Here is an 18,584-nt window from a genome sequence, read left to right on the forward strand (position 1 = left end):
AGGCCAAGCTGAAGCGCCTTGCCGTCCAAAACCCCTTGCGCGATCCGTTCGCGCTGGGCTTTCGGGGTCTTGACGCAAATCATTGCCCGCTCGGACGGCATCAGGCCAGATGCATGATCTGACCCCGTGGAGGCTCGCCTGATGTCCGATCAACTCACGCCCTGTCGCATTTCTGTCGGCACGATCCTCTCGGCGGTTTCAAAGGGCTGGGCGGCGTATCGGCGGTGTCTGGTGCCGGCGGCGGGGTTTGCAGGGGTGTTCATGCTGATCGGCGTGGGCATCTTCGGGGCGCTGGCCCACTTTGGCCTGTCGGCAATGATGTTGCCTTTTGCCGGCGGCTTTCTGCTGGTGGGGCCGGCGGTGCTGGCAGGGTTCTTTGCCTTGCGGCGGGCTGTCGCCGCGGGGCGTGGTGCGGGCTTTGCCGATGTGCTGTCGGGCTTTCGGCAGGCGCCGAGGGGTTTGTGGGGGCTGGCGGCGGCGTGCAGCCTGCTCCTGCTGATCTGGCTCACCGACGCGGCCACGGTGTATAGCTTCATGATCGGCGCGAGTACGCCGGACGCGGCCCAGGTGGCGCGCTTTCATGCGTGGACCAGCCTGATGGGCGCGGTGCTGGCGTTCATCGTCTTCAACATCTCCGCTTTTGCGGTGCCCCTGCTGTTCGATGGCCGGGCGCAGCTGGTGGGCGCGGTGACGGCCAGCGTGCGAGGGGTGTTCGCCAACCCCGGGTCGATGCTGGTGTGGGCGGTGCTGCTGGCGGGGGCGATCATCGCCACCATCCTGTTTCCGCCGCTCCTGCTGGTGTCGCTGCCGTGCCTCGCGTTTGCGTCGGATCTGCTTTATCTTCAGGTCTTTCCGCCGGCCGGGGGCTGAGCGGAGCCCCAGCCTGGAGAGACAACAATGAGCGAAAAGACGAACGAGGTCGCCATTCTGGCGGGCGGCTGCTTCTGGTGCATCGAGGCGGTGTTCCTCGATGTGGCGGGGGTGAGCGCGGCCCAGTCCGGCTATATCGGCGGCCATCTGGATGCGCCCAGCTACGAGCGGGTGTGCGATGGCGACACCGGTCACGCCGAGGCCGTGCGCATCGAGTTCGATCCGGCGGTGATCGGCTATTCCGATCTGCTCGACATCTTCTTCGCGATCCACGATCCGACGACGCCCAACCGCCAGGGCAATGATGTGGGCACCCAGTATCGGTCGGCGATCTTCACCACCAGCCCGGAGCAGGACGCCATCGCCCGGGCCAAGATCGAGCAGCTGGCCCTCGAGGGCGAGTTTGATGCACCCATCGTCACCGAGGTCGAGCCCGCCGGCACCTTCTGGCCGGCCGAGCCCTATCACGACAACTACTTTGCCCGTAACGGCCGCCAGCCCTACTGCCAGTTTGTGGTGGCGCCCAAGGTGGCCAAGTTTCGCAAGGCTTTCGCGGGGCGTCGCAAGGGCGGGTGAGCCGGGCGCAGCACGGGGATGAACGCCAGCCGTCGCGGCCGCGCAGCGGGTGATGGTTTCAGCCGGCACTGCATCGATGGACTCCCTCTGGCAACATCAGCCACGAGCGACAGCCTTGATTCGTCAAGGATGCGCCTACGGACCAAACATAATCCTTGCAATAATTGAGACGATCGGTCTAATATTGGCTCATGGAGATACAGCATCCCGTTGCCCGTAGGCGCGGCCGCCCGCCGAAGCGGCCCGATGAGACGCTCGAAACGCGAGAGCTATTGATTCGCGCCGGGCTGGAGGCGCTGACCGAAAAGGGGTTCTCGGCGACGGGTATCGATGAAGTGCTCAAGCGGGTAGGTGTGCCCAAGGGTTCCTTCTATCACTATTTCGAGAGCAAGGAGGCCTTCGGGGCGGAGCTGATTGATCGGTATGCGAGCTATTTTGCTTACAAGCTCGACCGCCATTTCAACGATCAATCCAGGAAGCCGCTCGATCGTCTATCGGCCTTTGTCGAAGACGCCCGCGGTGGAATGGCGCGGCACGATTTCCGTCGTGGCTGCCTGATCGGTAACCTCGGTCAGGAGATGGCGGCCCTGCCGGAAAGTTTCCGGGCGCGGCTCAACGCGGTGTTTTGCGACTGGGAGCGGCGCTTGGCGTGCTGTCTCGAAACCGCGAAAGAGGCGGGCGAAATCCCCGCCGTCGTGGACTGCGCGCAGCAGGCCACCTTTTTCTGGATCGGCTGGGAAGGTGCGGTCCTTCGCGCCAAGCTCGAACGTAGTGCCAAGCCTCTGGAAATCTTTGCTCGCGGATTTTTTGCCGGGCTGCAGAGGCCCTGATTTTTTTAAGTTTTTGTAGACGATCGGTCTAAATTTCGAGGAGCGAAAAATGTTCAAAGGTATTCTGATTGAGAAGGATGAAGCCGGCTATCGCGCCAACATCAAGGACATTGACGAAGGGCAGTTGCCCGATGGAGATGTCACCGTCCGCGTCAGTCATTCCACGCTCAACTACAAGGATGGCCTTGCCATCACTGGCAAGGGGCCGGTGGTTCGACGCTTTCCGATGGTGCCCGGCATCGATCTGGTCGGCGTCGTCGAATCGAGTACGCACCCGGAGTACAAGGCCGGAGACAGTGTGCTGCTGAATGGATGGGGTGTCGGCGAGGGGCACTGGGGCGGACTGGCCCAGAAGGCGCGTCTGAAGGGTGACTGGCTGGTGCCATTGCCCGAGCAGTTTTCCCCGCAGCAGGCCATGGCGATCGGCACGGCAGGCTATACCGCCATGCTCTGCGTGCTGGCACTGGAGCGCCACGGTGTGACGCCCGCGCACGGCGAGATTCTGGTCTCCGGCGCCGCGGGTGGCGTCGGCAGCGTGGCAACCGCAGTGCTGGCGAAGCTGGGTTATACGGTGGTCGCTGTCAGTGGGCGGACAGAGGAGGCGGACTACCTGAAACACCTGGGTGCAAGCGAAGTGCTCAATCGCGCGGAGTTTGGGACGCCAGGCAAGCCGCTGGGTAAGGAGCGCTGGGCCGGTGCGGTTGATGTCGTCGGCAGTCATACGTTGGCGAATATCTGCGCCACCACCAGATATCGCGGTGTGGTCACGGCATGTGGACTTGCAGGGGGAATGGATTTCCCGGCTACGGTCGCGCCGTTCATCCTGCGTGGTGTGACACTCGCCGGTATCGACAGCGTGATGTGCCCGCGCCCCGATCGCCTTGAGGCGTGGCGACGCCTGGGTGTCGACCTTGATGTTTCCAAGCTGGAGATGATCAGCACCGAGATCTCGTTAAGCGATGCAATTCCCACGGCGTCGAAGCTCATCAATGGCGAGATTCGCGGCCGCGTGATCGTGGACGTCAATCGCTGACAGAGGGTGGCTGGCCTTCGCGGATCGCCGGTGTGGTAGGTTCAACCTGACGTTGCCCGCGCGTAGCGGTGAGCGGTCGTTGATGGGAATTTTCAAGTCATTGGGCGAAACCCTAAACCTTATCGCGTCATCTGATGATTGATAGAATCCGCCGTTCATCAAACAGGAGCGTTCCATGACTCAAGTAACCACGGCGAGCGGCCTCGTCATTGAAGATACCCAGGTTGGCACCGGCGCCGAAGCCGTTGCGGGCAAGAACGTCCAGGTGCATTACACCGGCTGGCTGACCGACGGCACCAAGTTCGACTCCAGCAAGGATCGCAACGACCCGTTCGTGTTCCCCCTCGGCGGCCGTCGCGTGATCGCCGGCTGGGACGAAGGCGTGCAGGGCATGAAGGTGGGCGGTACCCGCAAGCTGACCATTCCGCCCCAGCTGGGCTACGGCGCGCGCGGCGCTGGCGGCGTGATCCCGCCGAACGCCACGCTGGTGTTCGAGGTGGAACTGCTGGCCGTGCTGTAATCCAGCTGCACCTTGCTGCAAACACAACGGGCGCCACTGGCGCCCGTTGTGTTTTGTGGCGCGGAGCGAGGAAGGCAAGTCGTGAAGGGCGTTCAGGGGGCGGGCTTGCGCTGGCGCAAAGCGGCGGCACGGGCGCCTGTGTAAGCTGGAGATGATGCTGATCGGGTTATTGACGGGCAACCATCTGAAAGGGGAGAGCCATCATGTCAATGCTGAAGCGAGCGCGGGTGGCGGTGCTGGCGGCTTTACTGGCGTCTGGCGTGCCGCTGGCTGGGGCCCAGAGCCCGGCATGGCAGGTGCTGCAGCGGGATGCCATGGCCAGCTACCAGCAGGGCGATTTCGAGGCCTCGCGCCGCAAGGCGCTGGAAGCGCTCGATCTGGCCGAGAAGGAGGGCGGCCAGGAAAGCCCACCTGTGTTTGCCAGCCTGCAGGTGCTGGGCCCGGCGCTGCTGTCGCTGGGACGGCTGGACGAGGCGGAGGTGGTGCTGAAGCGGAGTGTTGTCCTGGTGGAGAGGGCGGCGGGGCCCGACTCTCCGTTGCTGGCCCAGCCGCTGGTGCACCTGGCCGGGGTGAAAATGCAGCGGGGGCAGGCGGCCGAGGCGGTGGCCCTGACCCAGCGGGCCCGGGGCCTGATCGAGCGGGACGGCGGGGCCACGTCGCTGCAGATGGCCGAGGCGCTGGATGTGCAGTCGAACGCCCTGGCGCGGCTGGAGCGGCATGAGGAGGCCGAACAGGGCTACCGGCAGGTGGTGAGACTCGTCGAGGCCTTGCGCGGTGCGGATGGCGGCGATCTGGCCTACGCGCTGGTCGGCCTGGGCCGGGAGCAGATCGCCCTGGGCCACAACGCCGATGCCGAGGCCACCATCGAGCGCGCGGTGACGATTGGCGAGCGGCAGTTGGGAGCCGAACACCCGGTTGTGGGGCTGGCGCTCACCGCGCGGGCCAAGCTCCGGCTGGCGCAGCTGCGTTTTCGGGAGGCCGACCTCGACGCCCAGCGGGCGCTGGCGATCGAAGAGAAGACTACCGGTGGCGGCAACGCGACGAGCGTGGAGGTGCTGGGGCTGGCTTTGAGCGCGGCCTCGGGCAGCGGCGACCAGCCCCGCGCGGAGAAGCTCGCCCAGCGCCTGCTGGCGGCAAGCGAGCAGGCTGCGGGGCCAGATTCGACGCTGGTGGCGAGCGCGCTCAACAATCTGGCGACGGTGTATCGGGCCCAGCGCCGTTACGACGAAGCTCATCAGCTTTACGAGCGCGCCCTCGGGATTGTGGCGGCCAGGGAGGGCAAGAATTCGCCGGAATACGGGCGGATGCTCAACAACCGCGCCTTTCTGTATGGCGCGCAGAACCGCCACCGGGAGGCGGAGGTGCTGTTCCGGGAGGCGCTGGAGGTGTTCAGGCGCAGCCCCCTTGCCACGCCGCCGATGATTGCCGCGGCCGAGATCAACCTGTGCGGCAATCTCGCTGAGCAATCGCGCCCGGCCGATGCGGAGGCGGTGTGCAGGATGGCGCTGGCCCGCTGGATCGAGGTGGCGGGTGAGGACAGCCTGCAAGTGGCCAACGTGCGCTTCCAGCTGGCCGGTTTGCGGGTGGCCCAGGGAGACGATGCCGGGGCGCTGGCGCTCAACCGGCAGGTACAGGCCACGGCGGAGCGCTACGTAGCCGAGGCGCCGGACTTCATGGTGGCTGCGCTGACCCAGCTGGCCGAGCTGGAACGCAAGGCGGGCCGCACCGCTCAGGCCGAGGCGGCCGCGAAGCGGGCGGCGGAGATCCGCTCCGGCCTGCCCCGCTGAGGCGCCGCGGCCTCAGTCTTCGGTGAGGAGCGTCAGGCTGTCCTTCCCGTAGGCCTCGAGCTCGCGATCGCCCACGCCGGAGATGGCGGCCAGCGCGATGATGCGGTCGGGCCGGCGGCGGGCGATGTGGCGCCGGCCGTCCCCGTTGCGGTCGAGGCGCTGAAAGCCGGATCGATCGGGCCCGTGATCCCGGCACACCTGGGCGTCGGCGGCTGGCGAGGCGGGCGGGTCGGGAGCATCGGCGGCATTCTGGAGCGATTCCCGACCATATGGCGCAAGCGCATCGTGCGTGCAGGTGATCCGGACGCTCAGTCGGGGCGTGCCGGTGCCAGCTGCAGCACGGCCTCGAGGAGGGCATCGGCGCTGATCGGCTTGTGCAGCAGCCGCACGCCGCCAGCCATGGCTTCGCGCAGACGGTCGGGGGCGGTGTCGCCGGTCATCAGGATCACCGGCGGCCGGCGCTGCAGGAACGCCCGGATGGCGTCGAGGGCCTGGTGCCCGGTGCGATGCCCGCGCAGGCGGTAGTCGGTGATGACCACCGCCGGTTCGAAGTCGTGCAGGCAGTCGATGGCGGCGGCTTCGGATTCGGCTGTCCGGCAGTCGCAGTTCCAGCTTTCCAGCAGCGCGCGCATGGCGCACAGGACGGTCTGGTCGTCGTCGATGACGAGCACCCGGAGCCGTTGCAGATCCCGGGGCTGGTCCGTCGTGGCGGCGGCCGGCCATGGCGGGCTGGGCGCGTCGGCGTGGCACGGGATGGCCACCCGGAACACCGATCCGCGTCCGGGCCGGGATGCGAGGCTGAGCGCCAGATCCATGGTCCTGACCAGCTGGCGGACGATGGCGAGCCCCAACCCGAGCCCGTGGCGCCGGTCGCGCTCGGGATTCCCGAGCTGGTGGAAGGCCTGGAAGATCGCCTCGTGCTGGGACGAGGGAATGCCGATCCCGGTGTCCCACACCTCGATCACCGCCAGCCCCGCCCGGGGCCGTCGGCAGGCGATGAGGAGGCCGCCGCACTCGGTGTAGCGGACCGCGTTGGCGATCAGGTTGCGCAGCACGAGCTCCAGGAGGCTTGGGTCGGTGTGGCAGATGGCGGGCGTGTCCCGCAGGCGGAACACCAGCTGTTTCTGTTCGGCCTGGGGGGCGAACTCGGCTTCGAGCTTGCGGAGCATCGGCTGGAGCGGGAAGGGCTGCGGATTGGCCTCGATCACGCCTGCTTCCAGGCGGGAGAAGTCGAGCAGGGTGTTGAGCATCTCGCCGGCGGCCCGGGCGGCGCCGTCCATGTGGGTCAGCAGGTCGGTCTGGCCCTCGTCCAGCGGGGTGCGGCGGAGCGAGGCGATGAACAGCCCCAGGGCGTGCAGCGGCTGGCGCAGGTCGTGACTGGCCGCCGCCAGGAAGACCGACTTGGCGCGGTTCGCCTCTTCGGCGCGCAGGGTTTCGGCGCGCAGCTGCTCGACGAGCTCCAGGTTCTCGAAACGCAGGAGGATGGAGCGGCGGGCGACCAGCGCGTAGTTGCGGGCGAACACCGTGAGCACCAGCAGGTACAGCGGGATGCCGATCCACAGCCACAGGTAATGGGCGCCGCCGGCAACGAGCACGTAGGCCCAGACCGGCAGGATTGCGGGGAAGAAGAACCCGATGGCGACCGGCAGGCATGGGGAGAAGATCGACAGGGCCGCGGCGCTCATGCCGGCGATCAGGGCCAGGGCGGAGACCACCGACGGGGGCGACTCCAGATCCATGTACACACAGCCGGCGAAGCCCCACAGGCTGCCGAGCACGATCAGCAGCGCGGTCATCCACCGGGCGTAGTCCTGGGCACCTGCCGGCGTGACCCGTGCCGGGTTGCGCCTCCGCCACAGGTGACCGAAGGCGCAGGCGAGGCCCATCGCGGCGCACCACAGCCCGACATGGGCCGGCCCGCCGGACAGCAGGACGGCGCTGCCGAGGAGCACTGAGGCGAGGAAGCAGCCGAGCATGGCGATGCCGAAGCTCTGGTCGATCAGCGCCATCCCAGCGGCCAGCAGGTGGGGGGCGTCTAGGCGCAGGGGCGAGGTCATGGCGTCTGGCGAAGGAGCCCGCGGCGCTGGGCTTCCAGCACCGCCTCGATCCGGCTCGCCACGTTGAGGTGGGCGAGGATGGCGGCCACATGGACCCGCACGGTGTTCTCGGCCAGCCCCAGGTGACGGGCGATCACCTTGTTCGAGCGCCCCAGGCCGAGGTGGTGCAGGACTTCCAGCTGGCGTGGCGTGAGCGGGCCAGGCGAGGCCAGACGGCCCGCGGCGCGCGGTGTGGCACTGGGCGGTGGGGTCTGGAGGCACTGGGCGATGCTGGCTTCGATCTGCTCCGGCGTTGCCGATTTGGACAGGAAGCCGGATACGCCATAGCGGGTCGCCATCTCGGGCGTCCAGGCCTCGGTGGTGCCTGACACGACGATGATCCGCGCCGCCGGGAAATGCCGGTGGAGCACCTGCGTCCCTTCCAGCCCGCTCAGGCCGGGCAGCTGGAGGTCGAGCAGGATCAGGTCGATGGCGGTGCGGCCGTGCTGCTCGACGGCCTCCATGACCGAGCCGGCTTCGAGGATGTCGGACGTTGGCAGGGTGTCGCCCAGCAACAGGCGCAGGCCGGTGCGGAAAAGGGTGTGGTCGTCGATCAGGAGCAATCGGTAGTGCTGCATCAATGGATTCTCCTCGCGCGGAGCCGGGGGCGCGGCGCTACAGGGACAGTGGGGAGGGAAGGGGAAGAACGCGCGACCGGGGATCGGAAAGGGCGGCAATGGCCGCCGCCTCTAGTCGGGAAGGACTAGCCGTAGTCAATCCGGATTATGGCGGTTTTGGCTGATGACGTGAATACTCTTTTGGCATTGGCAGGGCGCTGTGATGCAGCAGCCATGCGCATGAAGCCTCAGGGCCAGGTGAGCGACAGGGTGTGTCGCACAACTCAACACGTCACGAAAGGAAATGGACATGGTTTCGGAATCCGGTCAGGTGGAAAAGTACTATCAGTTCGCCGAGTGCCTCAACGACGGCGGTTTTGTGATGGATTTCGAGGTGTACCGGGGCGATGTCGCCGGCCGCCTCGATGGTGCGGGGGAGAACTGGAACAGCGGGCGTTATCCGATCGGGCAGCGGCGGAAGATCGATCTGGGCACCCTGCGTTTCAACGGCCAGCCGCCCGAGGTGGGCGACAGCCTGCAGATCTTCGTCCGCGTCGTGGCTGGCGTGGATAAGCGCGGGCCGAGTTTCCTGTACGCGCCGAACGGCCACACCGCGGTACAGCGCGCGGCCGGCACGACCCTCTTCTATGGCATTGACCTGCTGTGAGCGGCGCCATGATCGAGATCAGTAGCGGCACCGATACGGAGTGGTTCCGGGTTCACCCGAACATGGAAGTGCAGTTCGGCCTGAACATGGCCGACGCGCTGGCGAAGCCCCGGAATCAGGATGCCACCCTGCGCATGATGACGGATGTCCGCCTGAGCGCCGGCGGAAACGCGGCGGTGGAGGGGCGGTTGTTTCCCCATGCGGTCATCGCGCCGGCCAATGCGGCCCTGTCGATCCGGATCCGCTGTGCGGCGAAGGTGGGCTTCGGCTTCTCCATCCGCAGCAACGCCGAGACCGTCGTCGACAAGCTCTACGCGGTCGATCGCGTAGACGAGAACGGGATGATGACGGCCACGATCCGGCGCTATCAGTCCTCGTCCGACCTGCTCACCATCGACTCGGCGCGTGCCCGGATCGACGGTGGCGTGTCGACCGCTGAGGCGATGGCGCACTGGAGCTGCGACATCGAGGCGTGGCCCGTCCTGCAGTATCTGGATCCCATCTCGGGGCGCGTCTACGACGAGCGGCATCCGCGCAATCTCACCGCGCCACCTGCACCCCCGGTGCGCCAGGCGGCGCCGCCGCTCGCCGACGGGCTGGGCATGGCGACGGCGTCGTCGGGGGTGGGGGCCGGTGGTCTGTGGCGGGACGAGGGCGCGGAGCAGGTCTTCGAGCGCATCCAGGTGCAGAAGGAGAGCCCGCAGGAGCGGTTCGGGGTGTTGCATGTCACTTTCCTGGTGGCGCGCTGATGCCGGCGCAATGCCGGATTTCGGGGAAAAGCGGATATGACCAAGATTAGCGTCAAGATCATCAACGAGACGGATTCGACCAGGAACACCGTCCTGCAGTTCGAACGGACCCAGAGCCTCCAGGACGTGCGCGCCCAGCTGGTGAAGGAGCAGCTGATGAAGGACGGCGACGTCTTTCTCAGCGACGGCTTCGCGGTCGTGAAGGATAGCGAGGCGGGCACCCAGATCGAGAGCCTGCTGGCCACGAAGGACGCGACGGAGCTGCGGCTCTCGATCCGGACGAGTGCGGCGGATCTGCCGCCGGCGATGTACTCCTTCCAGCGCAAGAGCGAGGGCGGCAAGCGCGCGTTCAAGCTGAAGCCCACCCTCACGCTGGCCGAGGTGCGCACCGCGCTGGGCGCCTGGCTGGGGACGGAAGACCGCTTCCTCGGGCGTGACGGCAGCGAGATCGCCGTGGCCGAGGAAGGCGACTGGGCGCTGAAGGACATCGCCAGCGCCGAAGGCGTGGTGGCCGTGCAGGACGCGGTGGCGGCCAAGCCCCAGGAGGCGCGGCCCTTCACCTTCACCCGCAGCTTCGACGAGGAGAGCAAGTCCCTCAAGCTCAAGCCCGAGGACACCCTGGCCGCGGCGCGGACCGCGCTGGGGGCGTGGATCCAGAAGGACGACCACTTTGCCGACAAGGCCGGCGGCAAGGTGGCGCCGGATCAGGAGGCGGGCTGGACGCTGGGCGATGTCGAGGCGGAGAAGGGCGGTGTGCGGATCCTGTCGGCCAAGTCCGGCAAGCCGTCGGTACGCCCCGGGCAGCCGGGCACGCCGTCCTTCATCGATACCACCCGTCGCCCGCCGGCCTGGGGCCTGCCCGACGAGGGCTCGCCGCCCGATCTGCTGAAGGAGCTGGAGGTGCAGCTCAATGGTGCCGAGGTGGAGGTGCCGGAGCTGTTTACAAGCCTGAGCCTGGAGCAGGTCAAGGCGCTCTACACGATGCTCTACCTCAACCGGGGGCTGTACATCGGGCCGAACCCGCTCGACATGGATTTCACGCGGCGCTCGGACGATGCGCCGGTGGAGTACATCCACGAGAACCGCATCATGCGTTCGGCGCCGCCCAACTATTCGGCCTGCAGCGTGACCACGGCGACCGCAAGCCGCATCCTTAACGAGTTCCGCCAGCGCAGCGTCCATGCCGCCAAGGCCTCGGGGAGCTACGCCGGTTGCGGGATCGCAGCCGAGTTCCGGCACGACCTGGAAAAGCTCCAGCGTCAGGAGACCACGGACATCTTCCTGACCAACCAGACGCTGGTGCCCAAGGTGGTCCTGCTCTTCGACAGGGAGGCCGATCTGCGCTGTGCGCCGCGTTTCCAGGCGGCGGTCGAGAAGGTCTTCGAGACCTACACCTCGCTGCCCCAGCAATACGAGGCGCTGCATCGGGATGTGTTCAGGAGGTTCGGCTATTTCTACCCCTGCCGCGTGACGGTGGGCGGCAAGCTGCAGCGGAGCATGGTTGCGAAGTCGAACGCGAAGAGCGACCAGGAAAGCCTGTTGAACGAGTTCAACTTTGCGGCGAACGGCGAGTTCGAGACCGATTCCGGCAAGGCCAAGTTCGATGTGGGCTATTCGTACAGCGACCTTAGCCAGAGCAAGCACAACACGCTCATGCAGCTCAAGGAGCAGCAGATGATCTCCATGGGTGGCAGCTCGAGCCTGGCGCTGGACCCGAAGGATCTGGCGAAGTGGACGGGCAGCGTGGCTTCGGTGAAGTTCTGGGCGGTCATCAACAACGCCGATCTCGTCCCGGTGCTGTGCTTCCTGCCCGACGCCCTGGCCCAGCGCTGCGCCACGGTCATCGAGGAGCAGGCCCGCTCGGCCGTCACCGCCCGCTACACGGTGATGGACATGACGGCCTTTGCCCAGGTGATCTCCTCGAAGGCTTTCGAGGCGCTGATCTGATCGCCTGCCCGTTTTATATCCCGCCGCAGCGATGCGGCAATTCACTGGAATCCGATTCCAGACCTATTCGAGGAGTGAAATGATGACGACCATAACCTTGATCCAGGCCGCCAAATGCGGTGCCGAAGGCATTGCGCAGATGACCGCCCGAGTGACCGACAAGAAGACGGGGGAGGTGCGCAACCTGCAGCTGTCGGATCTGAAGAACGGACCGCTGGCGTTCCTGTGTACAAACTCCGTGACGGCTCTTGCCGGCGCCCGTGAGGTGGAGATTACCTACAACGCCAATTACGGGTCGGGTCACCAGACCATCCAGGTGAGCTCGGTGATCAGCTGATCCGTCTGGTCTGCCCCGCGCCCCGTGCGGGGCATGAAAAAGCCGCCAAGCCGTGAAGGCCTGGCGGCTTTTGTCTTGCTGGCCTGACTTCAGGCGCCTTACCCGACCTCGGCCAGCAGCGTGATGATGTCCTGCCCGTAGGCGTCGAGCTTGCGGTCGCCCACGCCGGAGATGGTGGCCAGCGCGAGGATGCTGTCGGGGCGGCGGCGGGCGATGTCGCGCAGGGTGGCGTCGTGGAAGATCACGTAGGCCGGCACGTTGCGCTCCTTGGCGGTGCTGGCGCGCCAGGCGCGCAGGCGGTTGAGTAGCTCGGCTTCCTCGCCGGTGGCCTCGGGCCAGTCGGCGCTGCGGCGGGTGCCGTCCTTCTTCTTTTTGGTCGGGCTGGGGTCGACGCGCAGGGTGAAGCCCGCCTCGCCGCGCAGGATCGGCCGCGCGGCCTCGGTGAGGGTGAGGGCGCCGTAGCGCTCGTGATCCACCGCCAGGGCGCCGTGGGCCACGAGCTGGCGGATCAGCGTGCGCCAGCCCTTGTCGTCGAGCTCGGTGCCGATGCCGAAGGTGCTCACCTGGTCGTGCTGCCACTTCTTGACGTTGTCGGTGGCCTTGCCGATCAGCACGTCCACCACGTGGGCGGCGCCGAAGCGGCTGCCGGTGCGGAACACACACGACAGCGCCTTGCGGGCCGATTCGCTGGCGTCGCGCACTTCCGGCGGGTTCAGGCAGGTGTCGCAGTTGCCGCAGGGGGCCGAATCTTCGTCGAAGTAGCCGAGCAGGCGCTGGCGGCGGCAGCCGGTGGTCTCGCACAGGCCCAGCAGGGCGTCGAGCTTGGCGGTGGCGACGCGCTTCACCTCGTCGCTGGCCTCGCCTTGATCGATGAAGCGGCGCTGCTGAACCAGATCGGCCACGCTGTAGGCCATCCAGGCTTCGGCGGGCTGGCCGTCACGGCCGGCGCGGCCGGTTTCCTGGTAGTAGCCCTCGATGGAGCGGGGCAGATCCAGGTGAGCCACGAAGCGCACGTCGGGCTTGTCGATGCCCATCCCGAAGGCGATGGTGGCGACCATCACGATGCCGTCTTCGCGCAGGAAACGGTCCTGGTTGATCGCCCGCTCGTCGGCGCCCATGCCCGCGTGGTAGGGCAGGGCGGCGATGCCTTTCTCCTGCAGCCAGGCGGCGGTCTCGTCCACTTTCTTGCGGGACGAGCAATACACGATGCCGGCCTCGCCCAGGTGGCCGTCCTTGATAAAGGCGAGCAGCTGGGCACGGGGGTTGTCCTTGGGGACGATGGTGTAGCGGATGTTGGGCCGGTCGAAGCTGGAGACGAACTCGCGCGCATCCAGCAGACGCAGGCGCTCGGCGATCTCGCGGCGGGTCTGGGCGTCGGCGGTGGCGGTGAGGGCGATCCGCGGGATCTGCGGGTAGCGCTCCTGGAGGATCGACAGCTGGAGGTACTCCGGCCGGAAATCATGGCCCCATTGGGACACGCAGTGGGCTTCGTCGATGGCGAACAGCGCCAGCTGGCCGGCCTCGTAGAGGTGATCCAGCAGATCGAGGAAGCGCGGCGTGACGAGGCGTTCCGGCGCCACGTAGAGGAGATCCAGCGCGCCGGCGAGCATCGCCCGCTCGATTTCCATCGCCCGGTCGAAGCTCAGGCTGGAATTGAGGAAGTCCGCCGCGGCGCCCACTTCCTTCAGCGCGGAAACCTGATCCTGCATCAGCGCGATGAGGGGCGACACGACGATCGCCACCCCGGGGCGCAGCAGCGCCGGGATCTGGTAGCACAGGGACTTGCCGCCCCCGGTAGGCATCAGCACCAGGGCGTCGCCACCGGCGCTTACGTGTTCGACGATGTCTTCCTGCGGCCCGCGGAACTGGGTGTAGCCGAAGACGTGGAATAGGGTTTCGCGGGCGCGGCTCATAGGGGCGGGATTTTACCCCGCCCTGCCTCAGAACAGCCGGGCGAGATGGGTGGTCAGGCCACTCGGGGAGACAAAAGTGAGCTCGTAGGTGCTGGAGAGGCCGGCAGCCTGCTCGTCGGTGAGGCCGGTGGCGCAGAGGATGAACTGGCTGCGGTCGATGCCGAGGCGCTTGCGCAGGCGCAGGTATTTGTCGATGTCCTGCCGGAACTCGCCGGTCTTGCACTCGATGCACACGGGCGTGTTGTCGTCGATGAGGAAGAACACATCAAGCTCGTGGAGGTCTTCGTTGGGGAAGATCACCGATAGCTGGCGGGCGCACGAGAAGCGCTGCCGGCGCTCGCGGAGCAGGCCCAGCACCTTCATGAAGGCGTACCACTCGAGCCATTCGCCACCGAAGAAGCTGCGGATCGCCGGCGCCGACTGGATGGTGCCGCGGCCGATCTTCTCCTGCTTCTGGTAGAAATATTTGGCCAGGAAGGCGCAGTCGTAGAGGCGCTTGCAGAAGGCGTTGAGGGTTTGCCCGTCCTTCTGGCTGAGCTTGCCGAGGTTGAGGCTGAAATTGGGCACATCCTTCTGCTGGCCCCAGCGGATCTTGTCCACGACCTCGCGGAGCTGGTCGTAGTTGTCGCCCAGCTCGATGGCGATCTCGTCGAAGAAACCGGTGGTGTCCACCGCATCGTGGTTGGCGCGGATCTGGATCTGGCGGCGCTCGAACCACTGGAGAACAGCGGCGTGCTGCGCCGCGTTGGCCAGGTGGTCGGAGTTGTGGATGTCGATGCTCAGATCGGTGCCGCCAGCCGTCGCGGCAGGGCTTTCGTTGAGCGTGGGGAAGGCGCTCGCCTGCTGGGCCTTGAGGGCATTCAGCTCGTCGCGCTGGCTGAAATACTGCTGGAGCACCTTCCGCACGAACAGGACGGTGTCGTAGACCGCCACCGGCTGGGTGCATTGTGGGCAGGCGATCTGCTGGCCGGTGAACTCGCCGGGGACTTCGGCGACGTGGCCACATTTGTTGCAACGGAGGATTGCCATGGAAGCGGAGAAACGAAGACGGGTCGCCGGATTATGCCAACCCGTGCTTCACATGGCGATATGCCGAAAGATCTAGGCCTTGGTGCCGTGGTGCTCGGCGACGTAGTGCTTGAGCACCGTCTTGAGCATGGCGGCGTGGGCGGTGTCGCCCTTTTCGCGGGCGTGGTGGATGTCGTCAATGATCATGCGGCGGATGCGTTTTTCGCCGCTGGGCGTGTGGCAGAGGTAGCAACCCATTTCGACGGCGGCCATTTCGGGGATGTGTTCGTGCTCGGCGATGGCGAGGATTTCGTCCTCGGACAGATCGGACAGCTCGATGCAGTCTTGCAGCGTCAACATGGGTTTTCTCCTCTCGTCTTGTAAGTCTTTTTCTTACTTGACATTGGGCGCTTTTTTTGAAATTGAAACATTGATGTAACGCAATTGGGTGCCATACGCTGCCGAATGGATAGAATCGAATCTTTTCGTCAGGGGATCGTGATGCAGGGTTTGAGCGCTTTCGGTAACGGGATTTACGCCGTGGATTCGGGTTACACCGGCACGGACGTGGCGGCGATTCACCTGATCGAGGAGGGCGGCCGGGCGGCGCTGGTGGATACCGGCAACAACGACGCGCTGGTGCATGTGGAGCACGCGCTGGCCGAGACCGGGCTGTCGCCGGAGGCGGTGGATTACGTGCTGCTGACCCACATCCACCTGGATCACGCGGGCGGTGCCGGGGCTTTCATTCGGGCGTTTCCCAACGCCAGGCTGGTGGTGCATCCGCGTGGCGCCCGCCACATGGCCGAGCCTTCGAAGCTGTTTGCGGGCGTGTCGGCGGTGTATGGGCCTGAGCGGGCGAAGGAGCTCTACGGCGAGCTGATCCCGGTACCGGCCGATCGCATCATCGAGGCCACCGACGGGCTGGAGCTGTCCCTTGCCGGGCGCACCATCCGGGTGTTCGACACGCCGGGCCACGCGCGCCATCACGTGTGCTACCTCGACACCAAAAGCCGCAGCTTCTTCACCGGCGACACCTTCGGGCTGTCCTACCGCCAGTTTGACGTGGATGGCCGGCCGAGCATCTTCCCGACCACCACGCCGGTTCAGTTCGAGCCCGACGCGATGCACGACTCCATCCGCCGCATGGAGGCCGAGCAGCCGGCCGCGATGTATCTCACCCACTACGCGCAGGTCACCGACGTGCCCCGTCTGGCCGCCGACCTGCACCGCCTGATCGACGCCCACGTGGCGATCGCCGAGCGTCACGCCGGGGCGGGCGAGGCGCGCAAGCAGCTGATCGAGGACGACATCTGGGCGCTGGTGGCCGAGGAGGCCAAGCGCGGCGGCTGGAAGACGTCGGAAGCCGAAACCCGACGCATCCTGGCCCTGGACGTGGAGCTCAACGCCCAGGGGCTGGATGTGTGGCTGGGTAGCCGCTGATCCGGATTGCCTGAGTCGGCCGGGTCACTCCGGCCGGCTGGCGATGTAGAAGCCGGCAATGACCTGCGGCAGGCCTGCCGCCGCCAGGATCAGCGGCGTGGCGTAAAGCGCCCAAGTACAGGTGGCCAGCCCGAAGGCCAGCCCGGCCAGGGCGAAGTGCTTGCCGCGCCTGCTGATGCGGCCTTCCTCGATCCACGCCCGCACGTGGGCGCCGGCGCCGGGGACGGCGTACAGGCGCTGCTGCAGGCGCGGGCAGCTCTTGCTCCAGGCCCAGGCGGCGATGATCCAGAAGATGGTGGTCGGCAGCAGGGGCAGCACGAGGCCGACGGCGCCGACAGCAAAGCTGATGCCGCCCAGGATGAACAGGCCGTGGCGGCCGGCGCTCGCGAGCAGATCCCCGGAGGGGGCGGCGATGGAGGTGGCATCCTGGCAGCGGGGCATGGCGGCGATCCTGTCTTGTTGTTCTCGTTCCACGGTTCTCTCCCGGGGGCGATGGGCCCGGCAAGCGTTTGAGCGCCGGTCGGTGCCGGTGGTTCGCGCTGGCGAGGACCTCCCGAGAGAGTTTTCACACCGCCGTCTACGGTTGTCGAGGCCCGGCTGTGGTACTGGCGCCGGCTCTGCGGTGGTGTCGAGGCAAGTATCGATCTTCGCCGTGAATCGCTCCAGTTGAATTGATCTCTGATAGAAATAGCAGAGCGCTATTGCCGACGCCGGCTGCCGGATGCGCTATATGGCGGCAGATATAGAAAGGCAGGGCGGCGCGCCGTTTGGCGTTCCGCCCTGCACCATCCGCGCCGTGGCGGCGAGGCTGCTGTCGTTCAGATGCCGACGCCGACGATCACCGACGGAGCCTTGAAGATGGCCGCCGCGGGCGAGCCGACCTTCAGGCCCAGTGCGATCGAGCCTTCATGGGTGATGGTGGCAGACACGCTGTCGCCACTCGGCAGGGCGATCGTCACGCTGCTGCTCACCGGGCCTTCGACGATGGCGCTGACGGTGCCGTCGAGGCGGTTGCGGGCGGACAGCTTCACGTCGGCGCCATCGGTCAGCACCAGCACCGACGAGGCCTTCACGATGGCCTTGACGGCCTTGCCGGCGGCGAGGCCGAGCTCGGCCACGCTGTCGTTGGTCACGGTGGCGACGATCTTCAGCCCGCCGGGGAGGGCGATATCCACTTCGCTGTTGACGGCGCCCAGCTTGACCGCCTCGATGGTGCCGTCAAAGACATTGCGCGCGCTGATTTTCATTGTGCTGCTCCTGGTCGGGGGTGAAGGGGGCCGGATGGGTGGCCAATCGGGCATTGGTTTCCACTTTATGGGCCGCGGCTGGATAGTTACAACCATAGCGCAGTGCAGCATTTGTGGCCCGTTATTTGCTGGAGTACAGTACGCCACGTTGTATATCTGGATATATAGGTAGATTCATGACAACCCGTCGCCCCATTCAGCACAAGCTTGTCGGAAAGCTGACAGTCGATACCGAATTCGGCACCTTTCTCGGCGACACCCGCATTCGTCTGCTGGAGGCCATCGACCGCTATGGCTCGATCTCCCAGGCCGCCAAGGCGGTGCCGCTTTCATACAAGGCGGCGTGGGATGCGGTGGATGCCATGAACAACCTCGCCGAGGCGCCGCTGGTGGAGCGCTCGGTGGGCGGCAGGCACGGGGGCGGCACAGCCCTCACCGACTATGGCCGGCGGGTGATCGCCATGTACCGGGCGGTGGAGCAGGAATATCAGGAAGCCATCGACCGCCTCTCCCAGCGCCTCGGCGGCGCCGACGGCAGCACGGTGCGCGAGTTCCAGACCCTGCTGCGGCGCATGTCGATGCGCACCAGCGCGCGTAACCAGTTTGTCGGCGCGATCACCGGCCTGCGCGAGGGCGAGGTGAGCTTCGAGGTTCGCCTGCGCCTCGACGACGCCAGCGAGCTGGTGGCGGTGATCACCCGGGCCAGCGCCGAGAACCTGGAGCTGACCATCGGCAAGGAGGTGCACGCCTTCGTCAAGGCGCCGTCGGTGCTCATCATCACCGACCCGGCCGCCCGCACCACCGCCCGCAACCACCTGTGGGGCACCGTGTCGGCGATCCACGAAGGGCCGGTGAGCTCGGAGGTGACGATCACCCTGCCCGGCGGGCGCAACGTGACCTCGGTGGTGACCCACGACAGCATCGACAACCTGGAGCTGCAGGTGGGCTCGCCGGCCTGCGCGGTGTTCCAGGCCACGTCGGTGATCCTCGCCGTTTTCGACTGA

20 protein-coding genes are annotated in these 18,584 nt (G+C 66.5%); 12 read left to right on the forward strand and 8 right to left on the reverse strand.

The window, feature by feature from the left end:
• Positions 1 to 141: 141 nt before the first annotated feature.
• From Q0672_RS04180 to Q0672_RS04205, 6 genes are all read left to right on the forward strand, one after another.
• On the forward strand, positions 142 to 870 hold the full coding sequence (locus tag Q0672_RS04180; protein WP_298620070.1) for a DUF2189 domain-containing protein: 729 nt from the start codon (positions 142 to 144) through the stop codon (positions 868 to 870).
• A 27-nt stretch (positions 871 to 897) separates the two neighbouring features.
• The gene (gene msrA, locus Q0672_RS04185) at positions 898 to 1,446 is read left to right on the forward strand and encodes a peptide-methionine (S)-S-oxide reductase MsrA (protein ID WP_298620072.1); all 549 of its coding nucleotides are present in this window, start codon (positions 898 to 900) and stop codon (positions 1,444 to 1,446) included.
• 191 nt (positions 1,447 to 1,637) lie between these two features.
• Positions 1,638 to 2,276, forward strand: a complete 639-nt coding sequence (locus tag Q0672_RS04190; protein ID WP_298620074.1) for a TetR/AcrR family transcriptional regulator — start codon at positions 1,638 to 1,640, stop codon at positions 2,274 to 2,276.
• Positions 2,277 to 2,325: 49 nt separating this feature from the next.
• Positions 2,326 to 3,309 carry an MDR family oxidoreductase gene (locus tag Q0672_RS04195; protein ID WP_298620076.1) on the forward strand — a complete coding sequence of 328 codons (984 nt, stop codon included), beginning with the start codon at positions 2,326 to 2,328 and terminating at the stop codon, positions 3,307 to 3,309.
• Positions 3,310 to 3,484: 175 nt separating this feature from the next.
• Positions 3,485 to 3,829 carry an FKBP-type peptidyl-prolyl cis-trans isomerase gene (locus Q0672_RS04200; protein WP_153160130.1) on the forward strand — a complete coding sequence of 115 codons (345 nt, stop codon included), beginning with the start codon at positions 3,485 to 3,487 and terminating at the stop codon, positions 3,827 to 3,829.
• A 203-nt stretch (positions 3,830 to 4,032) separates the two neighbouring features.
• Positions 4,033 to 5,616 carry a tetratricopeptide repeat protein gene (locus Q0672_RS04205; protein WP_298620078.1) on the forward strand — a complete coding sequence of 528 codons (1,584 nt, stop codon included), beginning with the start codon at positions 4,033 to 4,035 and terminating at the stop codon, positions 5,614 to 5,616.
• A gap of 12 nt (positions 5,617 to 5,628) precedes the next feature.
• Here the strand turns inward: Q0672_RS04205 and Q0672_RS04210 are convergent, their stop codons facing one another.
• The 3 genes from Q0672_RS04210 to Q0672_RS04220 form a co-directional block, all read right to left on the reverse strand.
• Complete coding sequence (locus Q0672_RS04210; protein WP_153160134.1) at positions 5,629 to 5,814, reverse strand: HRDC domain-containing protein; 186 nt, start codon at positions 5,812 to 5,814, stop codon at positions 5,629 to 5,631.
• Between the two features lie 110 nt (positions 5,815 to 5,924).
• Entirely contained in the window at positions 5,925 to 7,673 is a 1,749-nt protein-coding gene (locus Q0672_RS04215) for an ATP-binding protein (RefSeq protein ID WP_298620083.1), read from the reverse strand.
• The gene (locus Q0672_RS04220; protein WP_298620086.1) at positions 7,670 to 8,290 is read right to left on the reverse strand and encodes a response regulator transcription factor; all 621 of its coding nucleotides are present in this window, start codon (positions 8,288 to 8,290) and stop codon (positions 7,670 to 7,672) included. Before Q0672_RS04220 ends, Q0672_RS04215 begins: the two co-directional genes overlap by 4 nt.
• A 289-nt stretch (positions 8,291 to 8,579) precedes the next feature.
• Between Q0672_RS04220 and Q0672_RS04225 the strand changes: the two genes are divergently transcribed.
• The 4 genes from Q0672_RS04225 to Q0672_RS04240 all read left to right on the forward strand — a co-directional run bounded on the left by Q0672_RS04225 (position 8,580) and on the right by Q0672_RS04240 (position 11,969).
• Positions 8,580 to 8,936, forward strand: a complete 357-nt coding sequence (locus Q0672_RS04225; RefSeq protein ID WP_153160141.1) for a hypothetical protein — start codon at positions 8,580 to 8,582, stop codon at positions 8,934 to 8,936.
• Between the two features lie 8 nt (positions 8,937 to 8,944).
• Positions 8,945 to 9,685, forward strand: coding sequence for a hypothetical protein (locus Q0672_RS04230; RefSeq protein ID WP_298620090.1), 741 nt, complete (start codon positions 8,945 to 8,947; stop codon positions 9,683 to 9,685).
• A gap of 36 nt (positions 9,686 to 9,721) precedes the next feature.
• Entirely contained in the window at positions 9,722 to 11,632 is a 1,911-nt protein-coding gene (locus Q0672_RS04235; RefSeq protein WP_298620093.1) for an MAC/perforin domain-containing protein, read from the forward strand.
• A gap of 82 nt (positions 11,633 to 11,714) precedes the next feature.
• Positions 11,715 to 11,969 (forward strand): hypothetical protein, encoded by a 255-nt coding sequence (locus Q0672_RS04240; protein ID WP_153160146.1) that lies wholly within the window; start codon positions 11,715 to 11,717, stop codon positions 11,967 to 11,969.
• A gap of 98 nt (positions 11,970 to 12,067) precedes the next feature.
• Here Q0672_RS04240 and recQ read toward each other — a convergent pair whose 3' ends face one another.
• The 3 genes from recQ to Q0672_RS04255 form a co-directional block, all read right to left on the reverse strand.
• Entirely contained in the window at positions 12,068 to 13,882 is a 1,815-nt protein-coding gene (gene recQ, locus Q0672_RS04245; RefSeq protein ID WP_298620097.1) for a DNA helicase RecQ, read from the reverse strand.
• A 27-nt stretch (positions 13,883 to 13,909) separates the two neighbouring features.
• Positions 13,910 to 14,911 (reverse strand): hypothetical protein, encoded by a 1,002-nt coding sequence (locus Q0672_RS04250; protein ID WP_298620099.1) that lies wholly within the window; start codon positions 14,909 to 14,911, stop codon positions 13,910 to 13,912.
• Between the two features lie 72 nt (positions 14,912 to 14,983).
• Positions 14,984 to 15,250, reverse strand: coding sequence for a hypothetical protein (locus tag Q0672_RS04255; RefSeq protein ID WP_153160151.1), 267 nt, complete (start codon positions 15,248 to 15,250; stop codon positions 14,984 to 14,986).
• Between the two features lie 141 nt (positions 15,251 to 15,391).
• On the opposite strand from Q0672_RS04255, the gene Q0672_RS04260 reads away from it, so the two are divergent.
• Complete coding sequence (locus tag Q0672_RS04260; protein WP_298620101.1) at positions 15,392 to 16,333, forward strand: MBL fold metallo-hydrolase; 942 nt, start codon at positions 15,392 to 15,394, stop codon at positions 16,331 to 16,333.
• A 24-nt stretch (positions 16,334 to 16,357) separates the two neighbouring features.
• Here the strand turns inward: Q0672_RS04260 and Q0672_RS04265 are convergent, their stop codons facing one another.
• Both Q0672_RS04265 and Q0672_RS04270 read right to left on the reverse strand, forming a co-directional pair.
• On the reverse strand, positions 16,358 to 16,774 hold the full coding sequence (locus tag Q0672_RS04265; protein ID WP_284187247.1) for a YbaN family protein: 417 nt from the start codon (positions 16,772 to 16,774) through the stop codon (positions 16,358 to 16,360).
• Between the two features lie 377 nt (positions 16,775 to 17,151).
• A complete protein-coding gene (locus tag Q0672_RS04270) occupies positions 17,152 to 17,580 on the reverse strand; it encodes a TOBE domain-containing protein (RefSeq protein WP_298620104.1) in 429 nt (142 codons plus the stop codon).
• Positions 17,581 to 17,756: 176 nt separating this feature from the next.
• On the opposite strand from Q0672_RS04270, the gene Q0672_RS04275 reads away from it, so the two are divergent.
• Complete coding sequence (locus Q0672_RS04275) at positions 17,757 to 18,584, forward strand: TOBE domain-containing protein (RefSeq protein WP_298620106.1); 828 nt, start codon at positions 17,757 to 17,759, stop codon at positions 18,582 to 18,584.

Source organism: uncultured Zoogloea sp. (assembly GCF_937894855.1).
GTDB lineage: Bacteria > Pseudomonadota > Gammaproteobacteria > Burkholderiales > Rhodocyclaceae > Zoogloea > Zoogloea oryzae.

Excerpts from the sequence above, each read along its gene's own strand:
- Q0672_RS04195 (WP_298620076.1), top strand. The coding sequence starts at position 2,326 with ATGTTCAAAGGTATTCTGATTGAGAAGGATGAAGCCGGCTATCGCGCC.
- Q0672_RS04235 (WP_298620093.1), top strand. The coding sequence starts at position 9,722 with ATGACCAAGATTAGCGTCAAGATCATCAACGAGACGGATTCGACCAGG.
- Q0672_RS04215 (WP_298620083.1), bottom strand. The coding sequence starts at position 7,673 with ATGACCTCGCCCCTGCGCCTAGACGCCCCCCACCTGCTGGCCGCTGGG.
- Q0672_RS04255 (WP_153160151.1), bottom strand. The coding sequence starts at position 15,250 with ATGTTGACGCTGCAAGACTGCATCGAGCTGTCCGATCTGTCCGAGGAC.
- Q0672_RS04225 (WP_153160141.1), top strand. The coding sequence starts at position 8,580 with ATGGTTTCGGAATCCGGTCAGGTGGAAAAGTACTATCAGTTCGCCGAG.
- Q0672_RS04240 (WP_153160146.1), top strand. The coding sequence starts at position 11,715 with ATGACGACCATAACCTTGATCCAGGCCGCCAAATGCGGTGCCGAAGGC.
- Q0672_RS04270 (WP_298620104.1), bottom strand. The coding sequence starts at position 17,580 with ATGAAAATCAGCGCGCGCAATGTCTTTGACGGCACCATCGAGGCGGTC.
- Q0672_RS04200 (WP_153160130.1), top strand. The coding sequence starts at position 3,485 with ATGACTCAAGTAACCACGGCGAGCGGCCTCGTCATTGAAGATACCCAG.
- Q0672_RS04220 (WP_298620086.1), bottom strand. The coding sequence starts at position 8,290 with ATGCAGCACTACCGATTGCTCCTGATCGACGACCACACCCTTTTCCGC.
- Q0672_RS04265 (WP_284187247.1), bottom strand. The coding sequence starts at position 16,774 with ATGCCCCGCTGCCAGGATGCCACCTCCATCGCCGCCCCCTCCGGGGAT.
- Q0672_RS04180 (WP_298620070.1), top strand. The coding sequence starts at position 142 with ATGTCCGATCAACTCACGCCCTGTCGCATTTCTGTCGGCACGATCCTC.
- Q0672_RS04205 (WP_298620078.1), top strand. The coding sequence starts at position 4,033 with ATGTCAATGCTGAAGCGAGCGCGGGTGGCGGTGCTGGCGGCTTTACTG.
- Q0672_RS04190 (WP_298620074.1), top strand. The coding sequence starts at position 1,638 with ATGGAGATACAGCATCCCGTTGCCCGTAGGCGCGGCCGCCCGCCGAAG.
- Q0672_RS04275 (WP_298620106.1), top strand. The coding sequence starts at position 17,757 with ATGACAACCCGTCGCCCCATTCAGCACAAGCTTGTCGGAAAGCTGACA.
- recQ (WP_298620097.1), bottom strand. The coding sequence starts at position 13,882 with ATGAGCCGCGCCCGCGAAACCCTATTCCACGTCTTCGGCTACACCCAG.
- Q0672_RS04230 (WP_298620090.1), top strand. The coding sequence starts at position 8,945 with ATGATCGAGATCAGTAGCGGCACCGATACGGAGTGGTTCCGGGTTCAC.
- msrA (WP_298620072.1), top strand. The coding sequence starts at position 898 with ATGAGCGAAAAGACGAACGAGGTCGCCATTCTGGCGGGCGGCTGCTTC.
- Q0672_RS04250 (WP_298620099.1), bottom strand. The coding sequence starts at position 14,911 with ATGGCAATCCTCCGTTGCAACAAATGTGGCCACGTCGCCGAAGTCCCC.
- Q0672_RS04260 (WP_298620101.1), top strand. The coding sequence starts at position 15,392 with ATGCAGGGTTTGAGCGCTTTCGGTAACGGGATTTACGCCGTGGATTCG.